The 17,995-nt window shown below is 40.9% G+C and carries 18 protein-coding genes and 1 riboswitch; of the genes, 4 read left to right on the forward strand and 14 right to left on the reverse strand.

The window, feature by feature from the left end:
- Nucleotides 1–5 precede the first annotated feature (5 nt).
- From cysW to ACZ42W_RS19020, 11 genes are all read right to left on the reverse strand, one after another.
- Nucleotides 6–830 carry a sulfate ABC transporter permease subunit CysW gene (gene cysW, locus ACZ42W_RS18970; RefSeq protein ID WP_464166824.1) on the reverse strand — a complete coding sequence of 275 codons (825 nt, stop codon included), beginning with the start codon at nucleotides 828–830 and terminating at the stop codon, nucleotides 6–8.
- A gap of 10 nt (nucleotides 831–840) precedes the next feature.
- Entirely contained in the window at nucleotides 841–1,689 is an 849-nt protein-coding gene (gene cysT, locus ACZ42W_RS18975) for a sulfate ABC transporter permease subunit CysT (protein ID WP_464166825.1), read from the reverse strand.
- A 78-nt stretch (nucleotides 1,690–1,767) separates the two neighbouring features.
- Nucleotides 1,768–2,859, reverse strand: coding sequence for a sulfate ABC transporter substrate-binding protein (locus tag ACZ42W_RS18980; RefSeq protein WP_464166826.1), 1,092 nt, complete (start codon nucleotides 2,857–2,859; stop codon nucleotides 1,768–1,770).
- Nucleotides 2,860–3,168: 309 nt separating this feature from the next.
- A complete protein-coding gene (locus ACZ42W_RS18985; protein WP_464166827.1) occupies nucleotides 3,169–4,458 on the reverse strand; it encodes a homocysteine synthase in 1,290 nt (429 codons plus the stop codon).
- 303 nt (nucleotides 4,459–4,761) lie between these two features.
- Entirely contained in the window at nucleotides 4,762–5,211 is a 450-nt protein-coding gene (locus ACZ42W_RS18990) for an RrF2 family transcriptional regulator (protein ID WP_464166828.1), read from the reverse strand.
- 152 nt (nucleotides 5,212–5,363) lie between these two features.
- Nucleotides 5,364–6,020, reverse strand: coding sequence for a DUF1287 domain-containing protein (locus tag ACZ42W_RS18995; protein WP_464171091.1), 657 nt, complete (start codon nucleotides 6,018–6,020; stop codon nucleotides 5,364–5,366).
- A gap of 171 nt (nucleotides 6,021–6,191) precedes the next feature.
- Nucleotides 6,192–7,784: a PstS family phosphate ABC transporter substrate-binding protein gene (locus ACZ42W_RS19000; protein ID WP_464166829.1), complete on the reverse strand. Its 1,593-nt coding sequence runs from the start codon at nucleotides 7,782–7,784 to the stop codon at nucleotides 6,192–6,194.
- The gene (locus ACZ42W_RS19005; RefSeq protein WP_464166830.1) at nucleotides 7,781–8,194 is read right to left on the reverse strand and encodes a DUF2500 domain-containing protein; all 414 of its coding nucleotides are present in this window, start codon (nucleotides 8,192–8,194) and stop codon (nucleotides 7,781–7,783) included. The genes ACZ42W_RS19000 and ACZ42W_RS19005 overlap by 4 nt, the downstream gene beginning before the upstream one ends.
- Nucleotides 8,195–8,294: 100 nt before the next feature.
- Entirely contained in the window at nucleotides 8,295–9,746 is a 1,452-nt protein-coding gene (locus tag ACZ42W_RS19010) for a flotillin family protein (protein ID WP_464166831.1), read from the reverse strand.
- 17 nt (nucleotides 9,747–9,763) lie between these two features.
- Nucleotides 9,764–10,288, reverse strand: a complete 525-nt coding sequence (locus ACZ42W_RS19015; RefSeq protein ID WP_464171093.1) for a protease — start codon at nucleotides 10,286–10,288, stop codon at nucleotides 9,764–9,766.
- 316 nt (nucleotides 10,289–10,604) lie between these two features.
- A complete protein-coding gene (locus ACZ42W_RS19020) occupies nucleotides 10,605–12,317 on the reverse strand; it encodes a methyl-accepting chemotaxis protein (RefSeq protein WP_464166832.1) in 1,713 nt (570 codons plus the stop codon).
- 83 nt (nucleotides 12,318–12,400) lie between these two features.
- A riboswitch (cyclic di-GMP riboswitch) is annotated at nucleotides 12,401–12,484 on the reverse strand.
- Nucleotides 12,485–12,672: 188 nt separating this feature from the next.
- Here ACZ42W_RS19020 and ACZ42W_RS19025 point away from each other — a divergent pair.
- Both ACZ42W_RS19025 and ACZ42W_RS19030 read left to right on the forward strand, forming a co-directional pair.
- Nucleotides 12,673–13,008, forward strand: coding sequence for a helix-turn-helix domain-containing protein (locus tag ACZ42W_RS19025; protein WP_464166833.1), 336 nt, complete (start codon nucleotides 12,673–12,675; stop codon nucleotides 13,006–13,008).
- 389 nt (nucleotides 13,009–13,397) lie between these two features.
- Complete coding sequence (locus ACZ42W_RS19030; RefSeq protein WP_464166834.1) at nucleotides 13,398–14,048, forward strand: tetratricopeptide repeat protein; 651 nt, start codon at nucleotides 13,398–13,400, stop codon at nucleotides 14,046–14,048.
- An 18-nt stretch (nucleotides 14,049–14,066) separates the two neighbouring features.
- Here the strand turns inward: ACZ42W_RS19030 and ACZ42W_RS19035 are convergent, their stop codons facing one another.
- Nucleotides 14,067–14,621 carry a DUF502 domain-containing protein gene (locus ACZ42W_RS19035; protein WP_464166835.1) on the reverse strand — a complete coding sequence of 185 codons (555 nt, stop codon included), beginning with the start codon at nucleotides 14,619–14,621 and terminating at the stop codon, nucleotides 14,067–14,069.
- Nucleotides 14,622–14,976: 355 nt separating this feature from the next.
- On the opposite strand from ACZ42W_RS19035, the gene ACZ42W_RS19040 reads away from it, so the two are divergent.
- Nucleotides 14,977–15,279 (forward strand): zinc-ribbon domain containing protein, encoded by a 303-nt coding sequence (locus ACZ42W_RS19040; protein ID WP_464166836.1) that lies wholly within the window; start codon nucleotides 14,977–14,979, stop codon nucleotides 15,277–15,279.
- A gap of 109 nt (nucleotides 15,280–15,388) precedes the next feature.
- On the opposite strand, the gene ACZ42W_RS19045 is transcribed toward ACZ42W_RS19040, so the two are convergent.
- The gene (locus tag ACZ42W_RS19045; protein WP_464166837.1) at nucleotides 15,389–16,249 is read right to left on the reverse strand and encodes a YitT family protein; all 861 of its coding nucleotides are present in this window, start codon (nucleotides 16,247–16,249) and stop codon (nucleotides 15,389–15,391) included.
- A gap of 208 nt (nucleotides 16,250–16,457) precedes the next feature.
- Between ACZ42W_RS19045 and ACZ42W_RS19050 the strand changes: the two genes are divergently transcribed.
- Complete coding sequence (locus ACZ42W_RS19050) at nucleotides 16,458–16,898, forward strand: MarR family winged helix-turn-helix transcriptional regulator (RefSeq protein ID WP_464166838.1); 441 nt, start codon at nucleotides 16,458–16,460, stop codon at nucleotides 16,896–16,898.
- A 97-nt stretch (nucleotides 16,899–16,995) separates the two neighbouring features.
- Here ACZ42W_RS19050 and ACZ42W_RS19055 read toward each other — a convergent pair whose 3' ends face one another.
- The gene (locus tag ACZ42W_RS19055) at nucleotides 16,996–17,904 is read right to left on the reverse strand and encodes a uroporphyrinogen decarboxylase family protein (RefSeq protein WP_464166839.1); all 909 of its coding nucleotides are present in this window, start codon (nucleotides 17,902–17,904) and stop codon (nucleotides 16,996–16,998) included.
- Between the last annotated feature and the right edge of the window lie 91 nt (nucleotides 17,905–17,995).

Raw genomic sequence — 17,995 nt, forward strand, 5'->3', positions numbered from 1 at the left:
CCAACTTAATGCTGATTAATTTTCCAATCGGCAATACTTTTTACGATTAAATTAATGATTGCAATAAGGGTCAGAAGGGATGCGACAGCAAAGGCAGCCGTAAATTTATATTCGTTGTATAAAATTTCAACATGAAGCGGTACCGTGTTCGTAAGTCCTCTAATATGTCCGGATACTACAGAAACCGCCCCGAATTCCCCTGCCGCTCTTGCTGCAGTAAGGATTACCCCATAAAGAAGTGCCCACTTCACATTGGGAAGAGTGATATATAAGAAGGTCTTCCAACCACTCGCTCCTAAGGTAAGGGCTGCTTCCTCTTCAGCAGTTCCTTGTGCTTCCATCAAAGGAATCAATTCTCGTGCCACAAACGGAAGGGTCACAAATACGGTGGCAATAATGATTCCCGGAGTTGAAAAGATGATCTTAAGATCCAGGGCATTTAATACCGGTGCAAAAACTCCATGTGTCGTACTAAAAAGTAAAACAAAGATCAATCCAGCGACCACAGGAGAAATAGCAAAGGGGAGATCGATAATCGTAACCAGTAAATTCTTTCCTTTAAACTTGAATTTCGCAACTGCCCAAGCTACCGCTAAGCCAAAGACTGTATTGAGTACTACTGCAACACCAACTGCCTTAAGTGTAAGTTTCACTGCTTTCCACGCTATCGGATCACTGATTGCTGCGAAATATACACCGACTCCTTCTCCGAAGGCTTTTATGAACACTGAAACAAGCGGAATCACAAGGTTCAACGTAAAAAATAGTAGTGCCATAGAGATGAGAACAATCTTCACGAACCGCGACTCTTCGGCAACCTTTCCAGCCATATTAACACTCCTAATCCTTGTCTCTGTTGCTCGCCCACCACTGGGTCAAATTAATGAACAATATAATAGTAAACGAAATAACCAGCATGACAGCTGCTAGAGCTGTGGCGCCTGCATAATCATACTGTTCAAGTTTTGTTCGAATCAAAAGGGGTGCTATTTCAGTCTTCAAGGGCATGTTTCCCGATATAAATACAATCGACCCATACTCACCTAAAGCTCGGGCAAAGGCTAAGGCAAAGCCCGTTATGATGGAGGGAAGTATCGACGGTATGATAATTTTGTAGAAGGTCTGAAACCTCGTTGCACCCAAACAAGCAGCTGCTTCTTCCGCCTCTTTATCGATACTCTCTAAGACCGGTTGAATTGTCCTTACTACAAACGGAAAGCTAATAAAGATGAGTGCTATCGTTATTCCCAATGGAGTGTAAGCTATTTTCAAGCCCAATGGGGCAAGCAGCTTGCCAATCCAACCTGTTTCCGCATACAGCGTGGTCAGTGAGATTCCGGCAACCGCGGTAGGAAGAGCAAAGGGTAGATCAATCAACCCATCCATAAGTCTTCGTCCGGGGAAGGAGTATCTCACAAGAACCCACGCCATCAATACTCCAAAAAACACATTAACCAAGGCTGCTAATGCAGACGTCCCAAACGACAATTTCAAGGAAGCCAGTACTCTTTCCGTAAAAACAGCTTCCCAGAAGGATTGGAAACCCATAGTCGAGGTTTTGAAGAAAATCATGGAAATAGGAAGCAAGATAAGCAAACTAATATATAGCATTGAAAAACCCATGGTGATACCAAAGCCGGGGATGACACTTTTTTGCTTAATTCTCAATGTATTGCTTGTTAACCGCATAATTCACCTTCATACGAGAATAGAACGGTTCTTAAATCTTCAACACGAATTCCAGAACCGCTCTACTCTTATTTAATCTTATTTCTTAGTGTAGATTTGATCGAATACTCCACCATCATCAAAATGCTCTTTTTGTGCCTTAGTCCATCCGCCGAATACATCGTTGATATTAAAGAGTTTCACTTGGGTAAACTGTGAGGCATATTTCTTCGCAATAGCCTCATTCCTTGGTCTGTAGTAGTTTTTAGCTGCAATCTCCTGACCCGCGTCACTGTACAGATATTTAAGATAAGCTTCGGCCACCTCACGGGTTCCCTTTTTATCCACCACCGAATCAACAACCGTTACAGGAGGCTCTGCTAAGATACTGATGGAAGGAACAACAATTTCGAACTGATCTTTATTTTTAAGTTCCTTCGTTGAGAGGAAGGCTTCATTTTCCCAGGCGATAAGTACATCGCCGATACCCCGTTCAGTAAAGGTAATTGTGGAGTCACGAGCTCCGGAATCGAGGACCGGAACATTCTTGTAGATTGCTTGAACAAATTCCTTTGCTTTTGCAGAATCGTTTCCATTCTTCTCAAGAGCGTATCCCCATGCCGCCAGGTAATTCCAACGTGCACCACCCGAAGTCTTTGGATTTGGAGTAATTACAGATACTCCTGGCTTAGCTAAGTCATCCCAGTCCTTAATCCCCTTCGGGTTTCCCTTTTTCACAAGAAACACAATCGTTGATGTGTAAGGCGAAGAGTTGTTGTCCAAACGCTTCTGCCAGTCTTTATTAATTAATTCCTTATTTTTGTTGATAGAATCAATATCATAGGCCAAAGCCAAGGTTACAACATCAGCTTCCAAGCCATCCAATACGGACCTAGCCTGCTTTCCTGAGCCGCCATGTGACTGATCGATGGTTACATCCTGTCCGGTTTTATCCTTCCAATATTTAATGAAGGATGTATTGAATTCCTGATAAAGCTCGCGAGTAGGATCATAGGATACGTTCAGTAGGCTAACTGGCTTCGCAGAGCCTGTCTTTGCTTGCCCAGATGATGCACCCTGATTCTGGGTACCGCAACCCACTAAGGAAACGATAAGTGCAATCACTAGAGCCACTAAAGCACCCTGTGGAAACCTTTTCTTTTTTATTTTTACATTTTCTAATTTGGACATCTCTAGCTCTCCTTACAATATATTTCATATAGGTTTACTCATAATTATGGCCAAAAAAACTCCTTCCCTTAAAAATGAAAAAGACTAAGTCAAGACCCCTGTAAGGTCTTAAACTTAGTCTCCAGTTGACTGGTCAACTAAAAAATATAAATAAACTATGTCTTATTGAGAGCAAGGCAGGTTTATTGCCTAGTATTTTAGTATGTTTACTTTGTGGTTAAATGTATTCTAAACTCATCCATACCCTATTGTCAACATCTTTTTGTATCCTTATATACCTACATAGAAGTGAATATCCAAGTTTGATACTCAAATTACTGCTTTATTAAGTGCCTGATCCAGATCATAAATAAGATCATCCGCATCCTCAATCCCGATTGAAAGCCTTACCATATCTGGAGTAACTCCCGCTGCGATAAGAGCCTCTTCAGACAATTGAGCGTGTGTCGTACTTGCAGGATGTATCACTAAGGATTTTGCATCCGCTACATTAGCAAGCAGAGAGAAGATTTCCAGGCTGTCGATAAACTTCTTACCAGCTTCGACTCCACCTTTAATTCCAAAGGTGAAAATAGAGCCAGCACCCTTCGGGAGATATCTCTGAGCAAGTTCATAATATTTATTATCTTTGAGACTCGGATAATTTACCCAAGAGACAAGCGGGTGATTGCTTAGAAATTCAACGACCTTTTTCGTATTGGCAACATGCTTTTCTACTCGTAGAGAGAGTGTTTCTAATCCTTGAATGAACAAGAAAGAGTTAAAGGGGCTTAACGCAGCTCCAGTATCCCTTAGGAGTTGTACTCTAGCCTTAGTAATATAGGCGACAGGGCCCAAAGCTTCCACATATTTCAGTCCATGATAGCTTTCATCGGGTTCAGTCAAGCCTGGGAATCTCCCACTTCCAGCCCAATCAAATTTACCAGAATCAACAATAACCCCACCAATTGAAGTTCCATGACCCCCAATGAACTTGGTTGCCGAATGGACGACAATATCTGCTCCAAATTCAATCGGACGAATCAGATAAGGTGTACCAAAGGTATTATCGACAATCAGTGGTAATCCATTGTCATGAGCAATTTTTGCCACGGCCTCGATATCTATGAGATTGATTCCAGGGTTTCCTATTGTTTCAATATAAACAGCCTTTGTTTTCTCATTAATTGCTTTTCTAAAATTATCAGGATCATCTGGATTAACAAAAGCGGTTTTAATTCCTAATTTCGGAAACGTTGCAGAAAAGAGATTAAACGTTCCCCCGTAAAGAGTACTTGCCGAAACAATCTCATCGCCCGCTCCAGCAATATTCAAGATAGCATAGGTAATTGCAGCCGAACCTGAGGCCACAGCCAGTGCGGCTACCCCACCTTCAAGAGCAGCAATTCGTTGTTCAAAGACATCTGTCGTAGGGTTCATAATCCGTGTATAGATATTTCCAGATTCTTGTAACCCAAATAAATTCGCTGCATGCTCGGCATTGTTGAATACATAGGAGGAAGTCTGGTAAATCGGTACCGCTCTTGAGCCCGTGGTGGGGTCAGCCGTTTGTCCTGCATGAACCTGTAAGGTATCGAATTTTAGTTGTCTCTCACTCATAAACATCACTCCTTTTATTTTTTCCTAGTATTAAACGTAAACTAGATTTTAATTTTCGAAGAATGTTTCTTAGTATTTTAATATGTTTACTAGGCTTTAAATAAATTTTAAGTTTATTGATAGTATTTGTCAATATATAATACCTATCTATTATATAATTATTTTCAAAAATGTACATCTATAATCTAACACATTCAACGTTTTAGAATCAGTTTCTTGATTAAACATGGGATATAGCAAAAGCCGCTCCCCGAAATAATTCAGAAAGCAGCTCTCTCATTGTTCAATACGATCAAGTTGAAATCAAATATAGTACATTATAGCCGATTTACCACGCATTGACTTATACTCCTGGACAAGATCCTCAAGTGTTATAGAATCTACTAGTGTATTAATGCTTTCAGTCATCTTATCCCACACATTGACCTGAAGACAATGCTGAAGGCTCAAATTAAATCTCTCCTGAGAACTAATTTCTTCATCAGCTACGGATAGATCTCCTTCCAGAACTCTTAGAATCGTACCGACCTTTATATTAGAAGTCTTATCAGCGAGTACATATCCTCCTTGAGCTCCTTTAACACTCTTGATGAGTCCTGACTTACGTAGGGTAGAAAAAACCTGTTCGAGATAATTCTCGGAAATTTCTTGTCTCTCTGCGATATTAGATAGAGGAACATGCTCTCCATTCGAGTGAACCGCTAAATCGAGCAAGGCCCTTAAACCATATCTTCCTTTTGTTGAAATCTTCATACGATTATCACTCCAAGCATAAGCAATCATATCGGTTTAGTATATCATAATACTAATCATTTACTTTGTCAAATATCAGCTCTTTCAATATCAACTTCCTTAACCTTTTAATGACTATCTCTTTAATTATGGGGTTTCATATAGACTTTTTTCTAGAACCGTGGAAAGCGAAAATGCCCAGTCATCGGAGATGGCCAACTCTGTAATTGATCACTCTCAGTAGGAATTGGACCAGCATTATGAAGGATATAAGGGACTCCATCCGCCCTACGCTTATCCGAGACAATCGCTATATGCTCGTGTGGAACAGCAAAGGTCACAATATCTCCTGGTTGCCATTGTGATAAATTTTCGACATCACCAGGCTTTATCTCCTGTGTCATGACTTGTGCACTACGCTCGAAATAAACAATAAGATTAGGTACTCTCCTAAAATCGATATTGGGGTCAGGGTTTGTCCCTACCCGTGAGTACAGGGGAAGATTTTGACGAATATCCCTATCCACGAGTGCCTTCAGGTCATATCCTGCATCCTTAAAGGCTCTCCAGACCACATCAGTACATACACCTTCTTGCTCTGGTGGGTATCCGCCTTGATAATAGGCACTGCGATAGTGAGGTTTTCTTTGTACCTCTGCTCTTGCTCCCGCTACGATGTCCTTCAAGTCATCTAGTCCATCACTGTCTTTATCGACCGGGCAACTTATTGCAGTAATTCGCAAAGATTGACCGGGTAGATTTTTCAGAAAGGGTAATGATCTTAACTGTCCCCTTAATACAATGGCTAAAAGAACCACTCCTAACCCCATGAACAAAAAAACAAAAAATACTTTTCGTATTTTCAAACGCCCACTTCACCCCCTTGTTTCCTGCTAATCTTCCACTCTTAATCTTTCCATAGCTAAGCTAGGGCATACGGTTAAGAGTTTTGGTCTGGCCTTCTTATTTCTTTATTCCCTTTTACTTCATTAACAGCTCTGCTATTTAACAGGAATGTACCCCGTTCTCTCCACGAGACTTTGCCCTTCCTCCGATAAGACCCATTGGATCAATCGACTTACATTTTCCTGCTTATTCGACTTCAATGTTACTGCATATACCGGAACAGTAAATGGGTAGGTTTTATTCCTTACCGTTTCAGGAGTTGGCTTAACCCCATCAATGGCCAAGTACTTAATCTGATTGTTTTTAATCATTTCTGAGGAATAATACATGAAGGAGTAGCCCAACGAATTTTTGGCATTTTTATAACTTGCCACTTGGTTAATTATTTCCCCCATACCACTTGCGTAGGTTTCCTTTGTTGGCTCTAGCATTTTCAGGTTTTTCATTACTTTGTTTTGCATGACGGTCTGACTACCCGAATTCTCAGGGCGCTGATAAGGTAGGATGCTCTGATTTTGCCCACCGACTTCTTTCCAGCTTGTTATTTCCCCTATATAAATCCCTTGGATTTGTTTCATTGTCAGATTCTCAACTGAGTTCTGTGCGTTAGTAAAAAACACAAAAGCCTCGCTTCCGATCGGGGTTAATACAAACTCATCCCCTTTTTCTTTAATCGTTTCGACCTGTTCTTTGGACGGCTCTGCGACAAAAATTATATCTGTCTCACCCTGAATTAGTCGTTTATAGGCTCTATCCGTCTTCGAACATTGCACGATATTCAGTGGAAACTCTTCACTTGCTACGAAAGCAAGGTAGCTATCCTTCTCAGAACTCTGCTTGTTGGCTTCATAATACTCACCGAGACCTTTATAGACCGCCTCAACGAAAGCCCCATAGACAGGATAGGCCGCAGTAGCCCCATCCAGACGCGGCATGGTCTCTAGTTCAGTGAACTGTAAACTTGCGACCTTATCCAGTTTTGCTAATCCGTTATTCTCCCTAAAGGGTGCTATTTCCATGAGGTCAAACTCAGTTAAGTCATTCCCAAGAGTTGATTTTCCATAACGTATTTCTGTCATCCCATCACGAAGCAGATCTTTTGCCATGATACCTGGGACGATGATAATTCCAACTAAGAGTATTGCAAGCCCAACTTTTAATACACCTAGCCTTGGTGTTTTGCCGGAAATGACAGTATGTGATAAGAGCTCCTGCAGCAAAATCCCCGTCGCGAATCCTACATATCCCATAAGTTCTGCCACCGTAAACACAACGTGATTTCCAGCAAAGAAAAGCATTATTCCAAACACTAAAAATGCCGGGTTCTTGAAAATATACCAATTCCACCAAGCTGAGTGATAATCACCCTTTGAAAAAGTCGCGATAAGAATAGTCCAAACGAGAGCATAAAGGATGGGAAAGATAAGGGGGAGGTACCTCGCACCCGCCGTATCCGGCTTATTCTTGGAACGCTCCGAGTAGATAAAACCTACAACCCCTCCGACAAGCAATGAACCTAAAGCTGCAATCAGCCAATATATAAATTTCAAGGTATCTTTACCAAGCCCTGATGACGATATCGGTGTTATGAAGGATACAATTAAGATAACCCCGAGGGTTAATAGGATTGGAAGGATTACCATTTGGGTAAATAGTGAACTAATTATATACCGCTTGTTCGATTTCATGTGTAACCCCTTCCTGGCTGTTTTTCTCGATCGAAGCCTAAATAGCGACTTCCTTGAAATTTAAGTTTTCCAATATCCTCTTCTACGAGCATCCCATACTCATGCTGACCTACATTAAATTCCATACGATCGCCACTTTCGACCTCGAAGGTTACATAGTAGGTCGTGCTCGTATTGTGATGATGCATTCCATTATCGACAGCATTATTCACATGACTTGATACATGGGTCCTTTTTGTCGCAATCTTAGCTAGGACAGTTAGGACGGGTTGGGAATTATTATAGCTCCAGCTCTTTATCCCTCGAGCAATCCCGTATATGATTGTACCGAAAACCAGAATAAATATAATACCCATGAACATAGGCATAATTGAGAACATCATATCAAAGGAACCAAAAGGCATACCCATCCATTCCCTCCTTCTTGTAACCCTTTACTGAAGAAGAGCCCTTATCCAGAGCTCTTCTTCTATTACTTTTTTAGACGTTATCCATTTCGGTAAGAAACATCTATTCCATTTTTGTTTCTATTGTTGATTGGGCTTTCTCCTTCGAAGTTAACTTCTTAGCAAGCTCCATAAAGTCTAGTCCTGTCACCGATTTAACCATTTCCGGGGCTGTGGCCATAAGTGAAGTGACATAGTTACTTACTCGAGCTGCTCCTTCGCCATTGCCGGTATCGACTACAGTGAGCTTATCAATCGACTTCAAAGGTTCAGCGACCTTACCCGCAAGCTCTGGAAGCATCTTAACGATAACATCAAGGACTGCAGCTTCTCCGAATTTCGCAAAGGCCTCAGCAAGTTTTTCCTTAGCTTCAGCTTCAGCTAAACCTCGCAGACGAATAACATCCGCCTCTGCCGTACCTTCTGCCCTTCTCGCGTCAGCAGTAGCATTCCCCTGAAGACGTCTTTGCTCGGCGTCGGCCTCCGCCACACGCAGACGCTTCGTCTTTTCAGCCTCGGCCGCCTGCTCGATAGCGTAACGATCAGCATCCGCTTTCTTCTTGACATTCGCGTCGAACTCTTTTTGACGTCGCTGAGTCTCTTTTTCCTGCAAGTCGATTTCCCGCTCTTTGCGAACGAGTTCGACTTTCATTTCCTCCTCGACGGTAACCTGCTTCGATCTGGCCGTTTGAATAGAATACGCTTGGTCTGCTTCAGCCTTCGCTGTATCTTGCTCTTGTTTAAAAGCCGCAATCTTGAGTTCTTTTTCTTTAAGAGCTTCTGCAACATTCGTATCTCGGATGAGCTCTGCTTTCTGAGCATCTTCATCTGCCTTGGCCTTCTGAATCCGCGCATCCCGCTTAGCAGAGGCTTCAGCAACATCAGCATCACGAAGGACTTCAGCAATTCTCGGACGCCCGAGTGCTTCTAAGTATCCTTGTTTATCCCTAACATCTTTCATGGTAAACGAGACGATTTGCAGTCCCATTTTCTTTAAGTCAAGTGCAGCCACTGCTTGAACCTCTTGGGCGAACTTGTCTCGGTTTTGATAGAGTTCCTCAACGGTCATTGTCCCGAGTATAGCTCTTAGGTGACCTTCAAGAACTTCCTGTGCTTCTTTTTGCAAAGCATCTATTGGCTTTCCTAGAAATTGTTCTGCAGCTGTCACAACATCTTCAACTGAGCCACCAATTTTTATGATAGCTACCCCGTCTGCCATGACCGGAACACCCTGACTCGTGTAAACCTCCGGAGTGGACACATCGAGCTTACTTGAAAGGAGCGAAAGGAAATTCGATTGCTGGAAGACAGGTAGGATAAAAGCACCACCCCCACGCACGATTTTGATCCTGCGCCCTCCAGACTCATCTGACATTACATTCCTGCTGCCCAGGAAGGATCCTGTCACAATCATCGCCTCATCCGGCCCCACCGTTCTAAATCTTGCCCAAAACGTTAGAGCGAGTACCACAATAACACCTACGACAATCAATGGGATCACAATAAAACCTGGCATGAAATACCCCCTTGAATTTATTTTTGGTGCACAACATAGACAATACTTTTCTCGACCTTAGTCACAAAGATTTTTGTCCCTGTTGATAGCTCCCCCCCATACTGGCTTGACGCTATATGATTCGAATGTCCTGCGCCAACTTTGAGTAAAACTTCACCATATCCCTTCGCCGGAATAGCTGTAATTACCTCCCCTGTCAAACCGACTAAATCCTCCATGGAATAAGCGGTGGAATTCTCGCTGTTTCTCATGGGTTTCACATATGCGAAGTATATTAAGATCGATAACAAAATAGCTAACATTATTGAGATGACAACCACGAGTAGAGCAGTGAGCGAAGTATACCGAGTGAGCAGAACCCCGGTTCCACCAAAGATTGTTGTCCCGCTGACCAAAACCATCGGTTGCAGGAATTCGAGGTGGTCAAACGAAAGGGAGTGAAACAACCCATTAAATGCATCTCCAAGTAAATCCCCGAAAATCACAGTCACGAGGGCAAAGATAATCCCTCCAAATAGACATCCCCAGTAGATATTTACCAGCATATTTTCTCCCCCTTGTAAACCTCTGGACGAGAAGACTTCGACTCTCTATTCTATATTCCTACGATACCCTAATCATACAACATATTACATTCCTGGGAAACATCTTTCATTAGATACATAGAAAAACTCCTGCCTTATTTTCTTCAAGCAGGAGCTTTCATCTTATGACAAGAATCTCATCAGTATTATCCATCATTTTACGGATTATCCGAAAACCTCATCAAACCTTTTGTATTAAATAATTTATCGCAATAATATCTTTTGCAATCCGGGGAATGATACCTTTAATGGGATTCCGTGTAGAGACCCCATTCTAGATTACAAACTTGCTTATGACATTTTGAAGCTCAGATGCCATAGTGGCTAAACCTTGAGCTGACAAAGCAATTTGCTCCATCGAAGCTGTTTGTTCCTCGACTCCAGCGGATACTGCTTGAGCTTGGGATGCTGTCTCCTTACTAGTTATATCAACCTGTTCAACCGAAGTTACTATCTGTTGAGTGCCACTCGCTATTTGTTGAATCGTAGCCGATATTTCTTCCATTTGTGCTGAGACATTCTCTACAAGTTTAGCAATTTCACTAAATGACTGTCCAGCAAAATTGACGACCTCAATTCCTTCCTTTACATTTTTGACCTCATCTTCCATCGCAGTCACTGCCAAACCAATGTTACTATGATTTTGATTGATGAGAGCTGCAATTTGCGTTGTGGCTTCACGTGATTGTTCCGCTAGTTTTCGAACTTCCTCTGCAACAACCGCAAATCCTCTGCCATGTTCACCAGCCCTTGCGGCTTCAATTGCCGCATTAAGAGCGAGCAAATTAGTTTGGTCTGCGATACCAGTAATGAATTGGACTATATTACCAATTTCCTCTGAACTCGTTGATAGCTCAGTTATTCTATGATGTACCATATCCGTTCCTTCACTTATGCTATTCATTTGTCGGGCTACTCTATCTAAGGCATTTTGTCCAGCTTGAGTTGTCGTTAGCGTCTTCGCCATGGAATCTGTAATCTCGCTACCACTCGCGGCAGCTTCCTGAGTACTCGCAGATATTTGTTCTATAGCAGATGATGTTTTGTGAACCACACCCGCTTGTTTTTCAGTTCCCTGTGCCACCATTTCTATAGATGCCGCTATTTGATTGGCCGCTTGAGTACTTTCTTCAGTAATGGCATTGAGCTCTTCAGATGAGGCAGCTACCTGTTCAGAGGACTGGGCAACGTGCTTAACGAGTGCATGTAAATTTCCCTTCATTAGATTGAAGCTCGTAGCTAACTGACCTACTTCATCGTGATCTTTAATTATGACATCTACAACTGATAAATCTCCAGTTGCGACTCGTTCAACACTCGCCAAAACCTTCTTGATAGAATTAGCAATCAAATTAGCAATCAAGTATCCTATAATAAGACCTAATAAGGTAGCTACGATGGGTAAAGCACTAATTATTCTATTAGCCACTGCATTATCAAGATTATTTTCAGCATTAACCTCATCCGCATGCTTTACATTAAAATCAGCAAGTTCTTCCAACATGACATTTATAGTGTCGAGATGAGATTGAGCATTATTAGCAAAATATTCGTAAGCCCCTTTTGGGTCACCTTGATTTATATCAATAGCTTTTTGTCTTTCCGCCCTATACGTGACAAATTCTTTTTCTATCTTAGACACTCTTTCTTTTTCATAAGAGTCAGTAGCAAGTTCCAGGTAAGAACTATAACTTTTATCAAAGTTGCCTGACCTTCTTTTCATCTCGTTTTGTAGATTCTGTTGAGTAGCTTTATCCTGTGTCAGAAGATAATGAAAGAATGCTGACTCGCCGGCTCTAGACTGTGCCCGTGCATCATTTATATACTCTACTGACATTAAGGAATTTGAGTACATAGCATTTAATTGAGCATTTGCTTTGGTATTATAATAATAACCAACAAATCCGACTGTTCCTATGAACAAAGCCATTAGGACAACGAGCGATAATATCTTCGTCCTTATTTTCCAGTTTCTGAACCAATTCATTTACAAATTCCCCCTCTTATTAATTCGCAAAAATAAAAAGCCGCCATAAATCAAGCATCATGACGGCAAATTTCTATAACTCACTTTGTAACCCAGCAATTGTTAGCCTTACTGGACGACCTATAGCTTTTCGTCCCTGACCTTCACCAAGTTTGCCTTTATCATTATATCCATATTCGAATCTTAGTGTCAGAAAATAGAAATACCTTGTATAATACTTCAAAAATTTACAACATGCACTAAATTTAGTTAAATCATAACACTACAGGTTATATTTTTCAACATATTTATATAACTATTAGTTTATGAGTTATTTGTTAATATACCCTTACAATTATTGTGAGGAGTGATAAGAATGATAAAAATCAATAATATAGTTAGTAAGAACATTAGATATTTCAGAAAACTTAAAGGACTAACCCAAGAAATGCTTGCAGAGAAGGTCGAAGTAAGTACGGTTTATATTAGCTATATAGAGCGTGGAACAAAAGTCCCATCACTAGATTTATTAGGAAAGATTGCCGATGCTCTGGTAATTGATCCCGCCTTATTTCTAATTCAAGATAATGATTTAAAGAACTTAGAAATAAAAAGACTTGTATGCACATTAAGCAATTTGGATAAATCATCATTTCTATTTATCAGTGACGTGATTAATGCATTTTTGAAAATGAAAAATTCAAAGCTATGACTTATGAAATCTTTTTTAATATCAATGGCTTAAACTTTTAGTGTCATCGTCATTTCATTCGCCAAGCATCGGCTCTAATTCTCCATAGAATGAACTATAACGGGATCGACCTCTATAAGGCCAATCCCGTTATAGTTTGTGAGATAGAGTTCACTTAATGGTTACCGCTAATTCCGGAAAAACGACCGCACGTACCTCTGGGACTTCCACGCCCTGAAACTCCATTTCTTCAAGACCCATTGTTCATATTCACGACTAAGATTATAATAGATTAAATCAGATTAAGCCTAAGGAGGAAAACTAAGATACAAAAGAAAACCTTCTTCTTAATAATCCTTAGTTTTATATTGATATTCAACCTCGTTTCTTGTTCCCAAAAGTCTCAATCCATGCAAATTCCTGAAAACGCTAATCCAACTGCAACATCAAGCCAGGAGTCTAAAGAAGAATCTGATAGCACAGCGGCTGTTGAACCTAAACCGATAAAAGCTGAAGACAATAAGGAATCAAGAATAGAGAAGCAAGTTGATGCTTTTAAACCAGAAGAAAATCAAAGAGCTGTTGATCTATATGAGAAAGGCTTAAATCTATACTATGACCGCAAGTTCACGGAAGCCCTGGACCTTTTTAATCAGGCCCTGGCCATTGATCCTAAAAATTATCAAGCACTTAATGCTAAAGGAGCAACTTATGCGTTTCAGGGTCGATACAGTGAGGGAATTTCATTGATCCAAACAGCGATTCAAATCAAGCCAGAGTTTGTCTATGCACATTTCAACTTGGGTTTAGCCTATGAGCTTGCAGGGAATTATGATAAGTCGATCGAAGCGTATAAAGAAGCACTCAAGCTAGATGAGAAGGATGTTTGGAGTTATTATGGAATCGCAAGTATTTACGGACGCAAAGGAGATGTCGAGAAGGTCATTGAATGGCTTCGCCCGGCTATTGCCCTTGAACCTGAAGTCAAAGCAGTAGCTCGTGAAGAAAAGGATTTCAACCCAGTAAAAGGCGATCCTCAGTTCCTGTCATTGATTAAATAGTCCTGAAGCTTAGCTTCTCTAGATCAACCCAGCTGAAGCAATGAACTTTATCGCCTCTTCCGAGGTTGCATCTACTTCTTTCACATATTCTTTAGGGACAAGGATTAAATTTCCTGCCCACTGCATGGATTGCATTAGATAAACAGATACATATCCTTCTGGGATGAAACGATTATTTCCCTCGTTGGTGACAAAGCCCAGGAGCTTTACGGGTACATTTGGCAATTCGACAATCGCCAAATGTGAAAATCCTTTCTTATCTCCTGATAATGAATTAATGGTATCCTTAATAATTCCGTAAATATTTTTGATGACAGGAAGTCTAGCAAAAAGAGTTTCGACCAATTTTAGGAGTTGACTGGTAATCCAGTTCGATGCTAAGAGCCCCACCAAAAAGATGAGAGCCAGTGTAACTATCGCTCCTAGGCCAGGAAAGTAGAGCCCGACAGATTCCAGCAGCCCTTTAAAAACACCATCCATGATTTGATAAATTTTGTAGAGTATATATAACGTGATGACCACCGGGGCCAACGCAATGGCCCCTTTCAAAAATATACCAATGATCTTTTTCATAATTTGCCTCCCATTATTAAACTTACATTTTTTGGTTGATGAAATGACTTTGAACCATTATAACACTAGCTTAGACGCCTGCCCAGTAAGCTTCTGAGGGCGGGCTTAATCACCCTAAGATCCGCTCGTACAAGGCATTTGAATATTGTTCTAATATGTACATTCTCTCCACATATCTACAAATTGAAAATTTTATAAAATACATACAATTGTTGACTAAGATATAAATATTAGGTATAATGACTTAAACTCGTTAGTTTTTGTGGATGGAAACCTTCTCGATTGCCTGAGGCTTTGGGGAGCAAGGACACTTCCCATGCAACGGGTCAAATAAAATCTTGGAGGTTTTTTTCAAATGTTTGCAGACAAAGTGTTAACCTGTAAAGACTGTGGAGCTGAATTTGTATTCTCTGCTTCCGAGCAAGAATTCTATGCAGAAAAAGGCTTTACTAACGAGCCTGGCCGTTGCCCTTCTTGCCGTTCTGCAAGAAAAGCTCAAAGCCGTAACAACGGTTATTCTTCCCGTCCACAACGCGAAATGTTCCCAGCTGTTTGCTCTTCCTGCGGAAAAGAAACAACTGTTCCTTTCCAACCGACAGGCGACAAGCCGGTATATTGCCGCGATTGCTACACACCACGCAAACGGAATAACTGGTAAGATTTAATTTGATTTGCAAAAGAACCTTTAGGGAGAAATCCTTAAGGGTTCTTTTTTCGTATTAGCTTCTCGCACAGGACGAAAGCCGATTGTGCGAGAAGCTAATACTCTAGTGAATAGCTCTTTTCTTAAGGTTTCCGCCCATGACATCATGCACATCGTTAATCGTCACGAAAGCATTTTCGTCGACCTCTTGGATTATCCCTTTAAGTTTAGCCACCTCTAGTCGGGTCACCACAGCATAGAGAACACCCTTCATTTCCCCTGAATATCCCCCTTTTCCTCTGAGGTGAGTTACCCCTCGACCCAACCGGGCCATCAGGATTTCCGCGATCTCATCCTGTTTCTCTGTAATGATGAAAACTGCCTTTGACTCATCAAGTCCTTCTATCGTTATATCGATAACCTTATAGGCGATAAAGTAAGCAATTAACGAATACATCGCCCGATCCCAACCAAAAACCAACCCTGCACTACTTAAGATGAATATATTAAAAAACATTACAATCTCTCCAACAGAGAAACTTGTTCGTTTTGAGATGACGATCGCCACTATTTCTGTACCATCAAGAGAGCCACCATATCGAACAACAAGGCCAACTCCAATCCCAAGAAGAATTCCTCCAAAGACTGTCGCCAACAATGTATCTTGAGTTAAGCCGGGAACGGGATGAAGAACACTGACGCCTATCGAAAGCATTGTAATTGAGAACAAAGTGGAAATTACAAAAGTCTTTCCAATTTGCTTATAACCAATCAACAAAAACGGCAAATTCAGCAAGAAGATGAACACACCCAAAGGCACCTTCGTGAGATAACTTGCCATAATGGATATTCCGGTAACTCCTCCATCAATGATCAGATTAGGAACAAGGAAAATCTCAAGTGCAATCGATGCCAACCAAGCACCCATAAAGAGAAAGCAATACTTTTTAATTAAGTTTAAAATCCTATTTTTCCGTTTGACCATAATATTCCTCCCCATCATGTATTAGCTCATATCTATTTAATATATATTGATAACCAGACAAGACTCTGCCTGGCAAATTCGATAACATCCTAATTATCCTGTTATAATGGTATTCTTAATCTAAATAATGCCCTACTTGCAAGAATACTAAACAAAGGGTATCATATCATTAATTGTGTAAAAGAGGACAAACAGTGAGGTTAATTGTATGACTACCTTCCGCGAATATACAGGAAGTTCCTTTGGACATAAAGTAAATAAATCAGCCCGCCTGATAACACAACGACTGGGTCGGAACTTCAAAGAGAATAATTTCGATATTACCACGGAACAGTGGAGAATCCTTCTTTACCTTTGGCGAGAGGATGGGCAAACTCAAAACAGCTTAGCCGAATCCACAGGTAAAGATGAACCCAGTGTCTCTCGTATTATCAATACGATGGAAAAACATGATCTCGTTCAAAGAACCAGACACCCTCACGATCGGCGAACAAATCTTATCTACCTCACTGAAGCCGGAAAAAATCTTAAAGAGGGTCTTATGTCCATGGGACGAAAGACAAATACTCAAACGACCGAGGGAATTGATCTCGAAGAATTAGCGATCTGTATTCGTGTACTGGATAAAGTGATTAAAAATCTTTCTTAATAACCAACGTGAAGTCACTTCACTCAATAGAGTTTAAAAAAGGGTTGACATAAAAAGCAAATCACTTTCTATGTCAACCCTCTCATTTTGTCAAGGTTTATTTCCTAATATCATACTCTTCGACAAACTTATAAACCTCAAGTACATCAAGGGCTGAGAGACTGGTATCAAGAATTCCTGCACTGCTACCAAAGATATACCCTCCACCAGATAATGCTTTCTTTAGGAGTTCATCGGCTTTACTCGTACTACCGGAGTTAAACCATCCCAGATCATAGCCACCCATCAAGCACAGGTCGCTTCCAGCAACCTCACGTACTCTTTTTATATCCATTACAGGCTCTAACGAATGAATGCCATCAAAACTAAGCTCCTTCAAGTCTTTTAGTACTTGGAGGATATTTCCATCCGAATGAAAAAAAATCGGAACTTTGTCCCTGCTTGATTTTGAGTCATATCGAGATAACGAACGAACTAATTCCTCGAGATAAGGAAAAAATAATTCTCGCATCGTTTGCGGAGAAATGTAAAGTCCTTGGTTATAGGCGATATCATCTGCGATAAGGATTCCATGAGCTCCGGATTTCAACGCTGCCTGCCCTAACTTCAAACTATTAGAAATAACCTCTTCTGCAAGACGAGCTAACTTTTCTTTGTCTCTCACCGTATTCATTAAAAACGAGGTAAAGTCGGGATAACGGTGCGACACTCCTTGAAAGGGCCCATCAATAAGCGCAAAAAGAAAAAAGTCAGTTTGTTCTTTCCACTGCTCTAACTCTTTCCAGACCTCTTCATCGCTCCCCCTCTTCGGGGTGAACACTAGGGCATCTAGCCCTAAAAGCTCACAGGCCTTAATTCTTGCTTCTAAATCAACCTCTCGAGTGTCCTGATTTGTTATCTGCAACAGCTTTGTAATCAACCCAGGCTCTAGATAAAATTCTCCCTTTGGAATTTTATCTAGAGCCTCTCCCCGAATCGCTGCTAAGATTCTCTCAATCTTCGTCATTTTTCCTCCAGCTAAACAAGGAAATAATAAGAACTACTCACTTTAATTCGTGTAGAACTTCCTAAAACCTTTTTTGGAGTAAAACTTTTTT

The sequence above is a fragment of the Desulfitobacterium elongatum genome, from assembly GCF_055378975.1.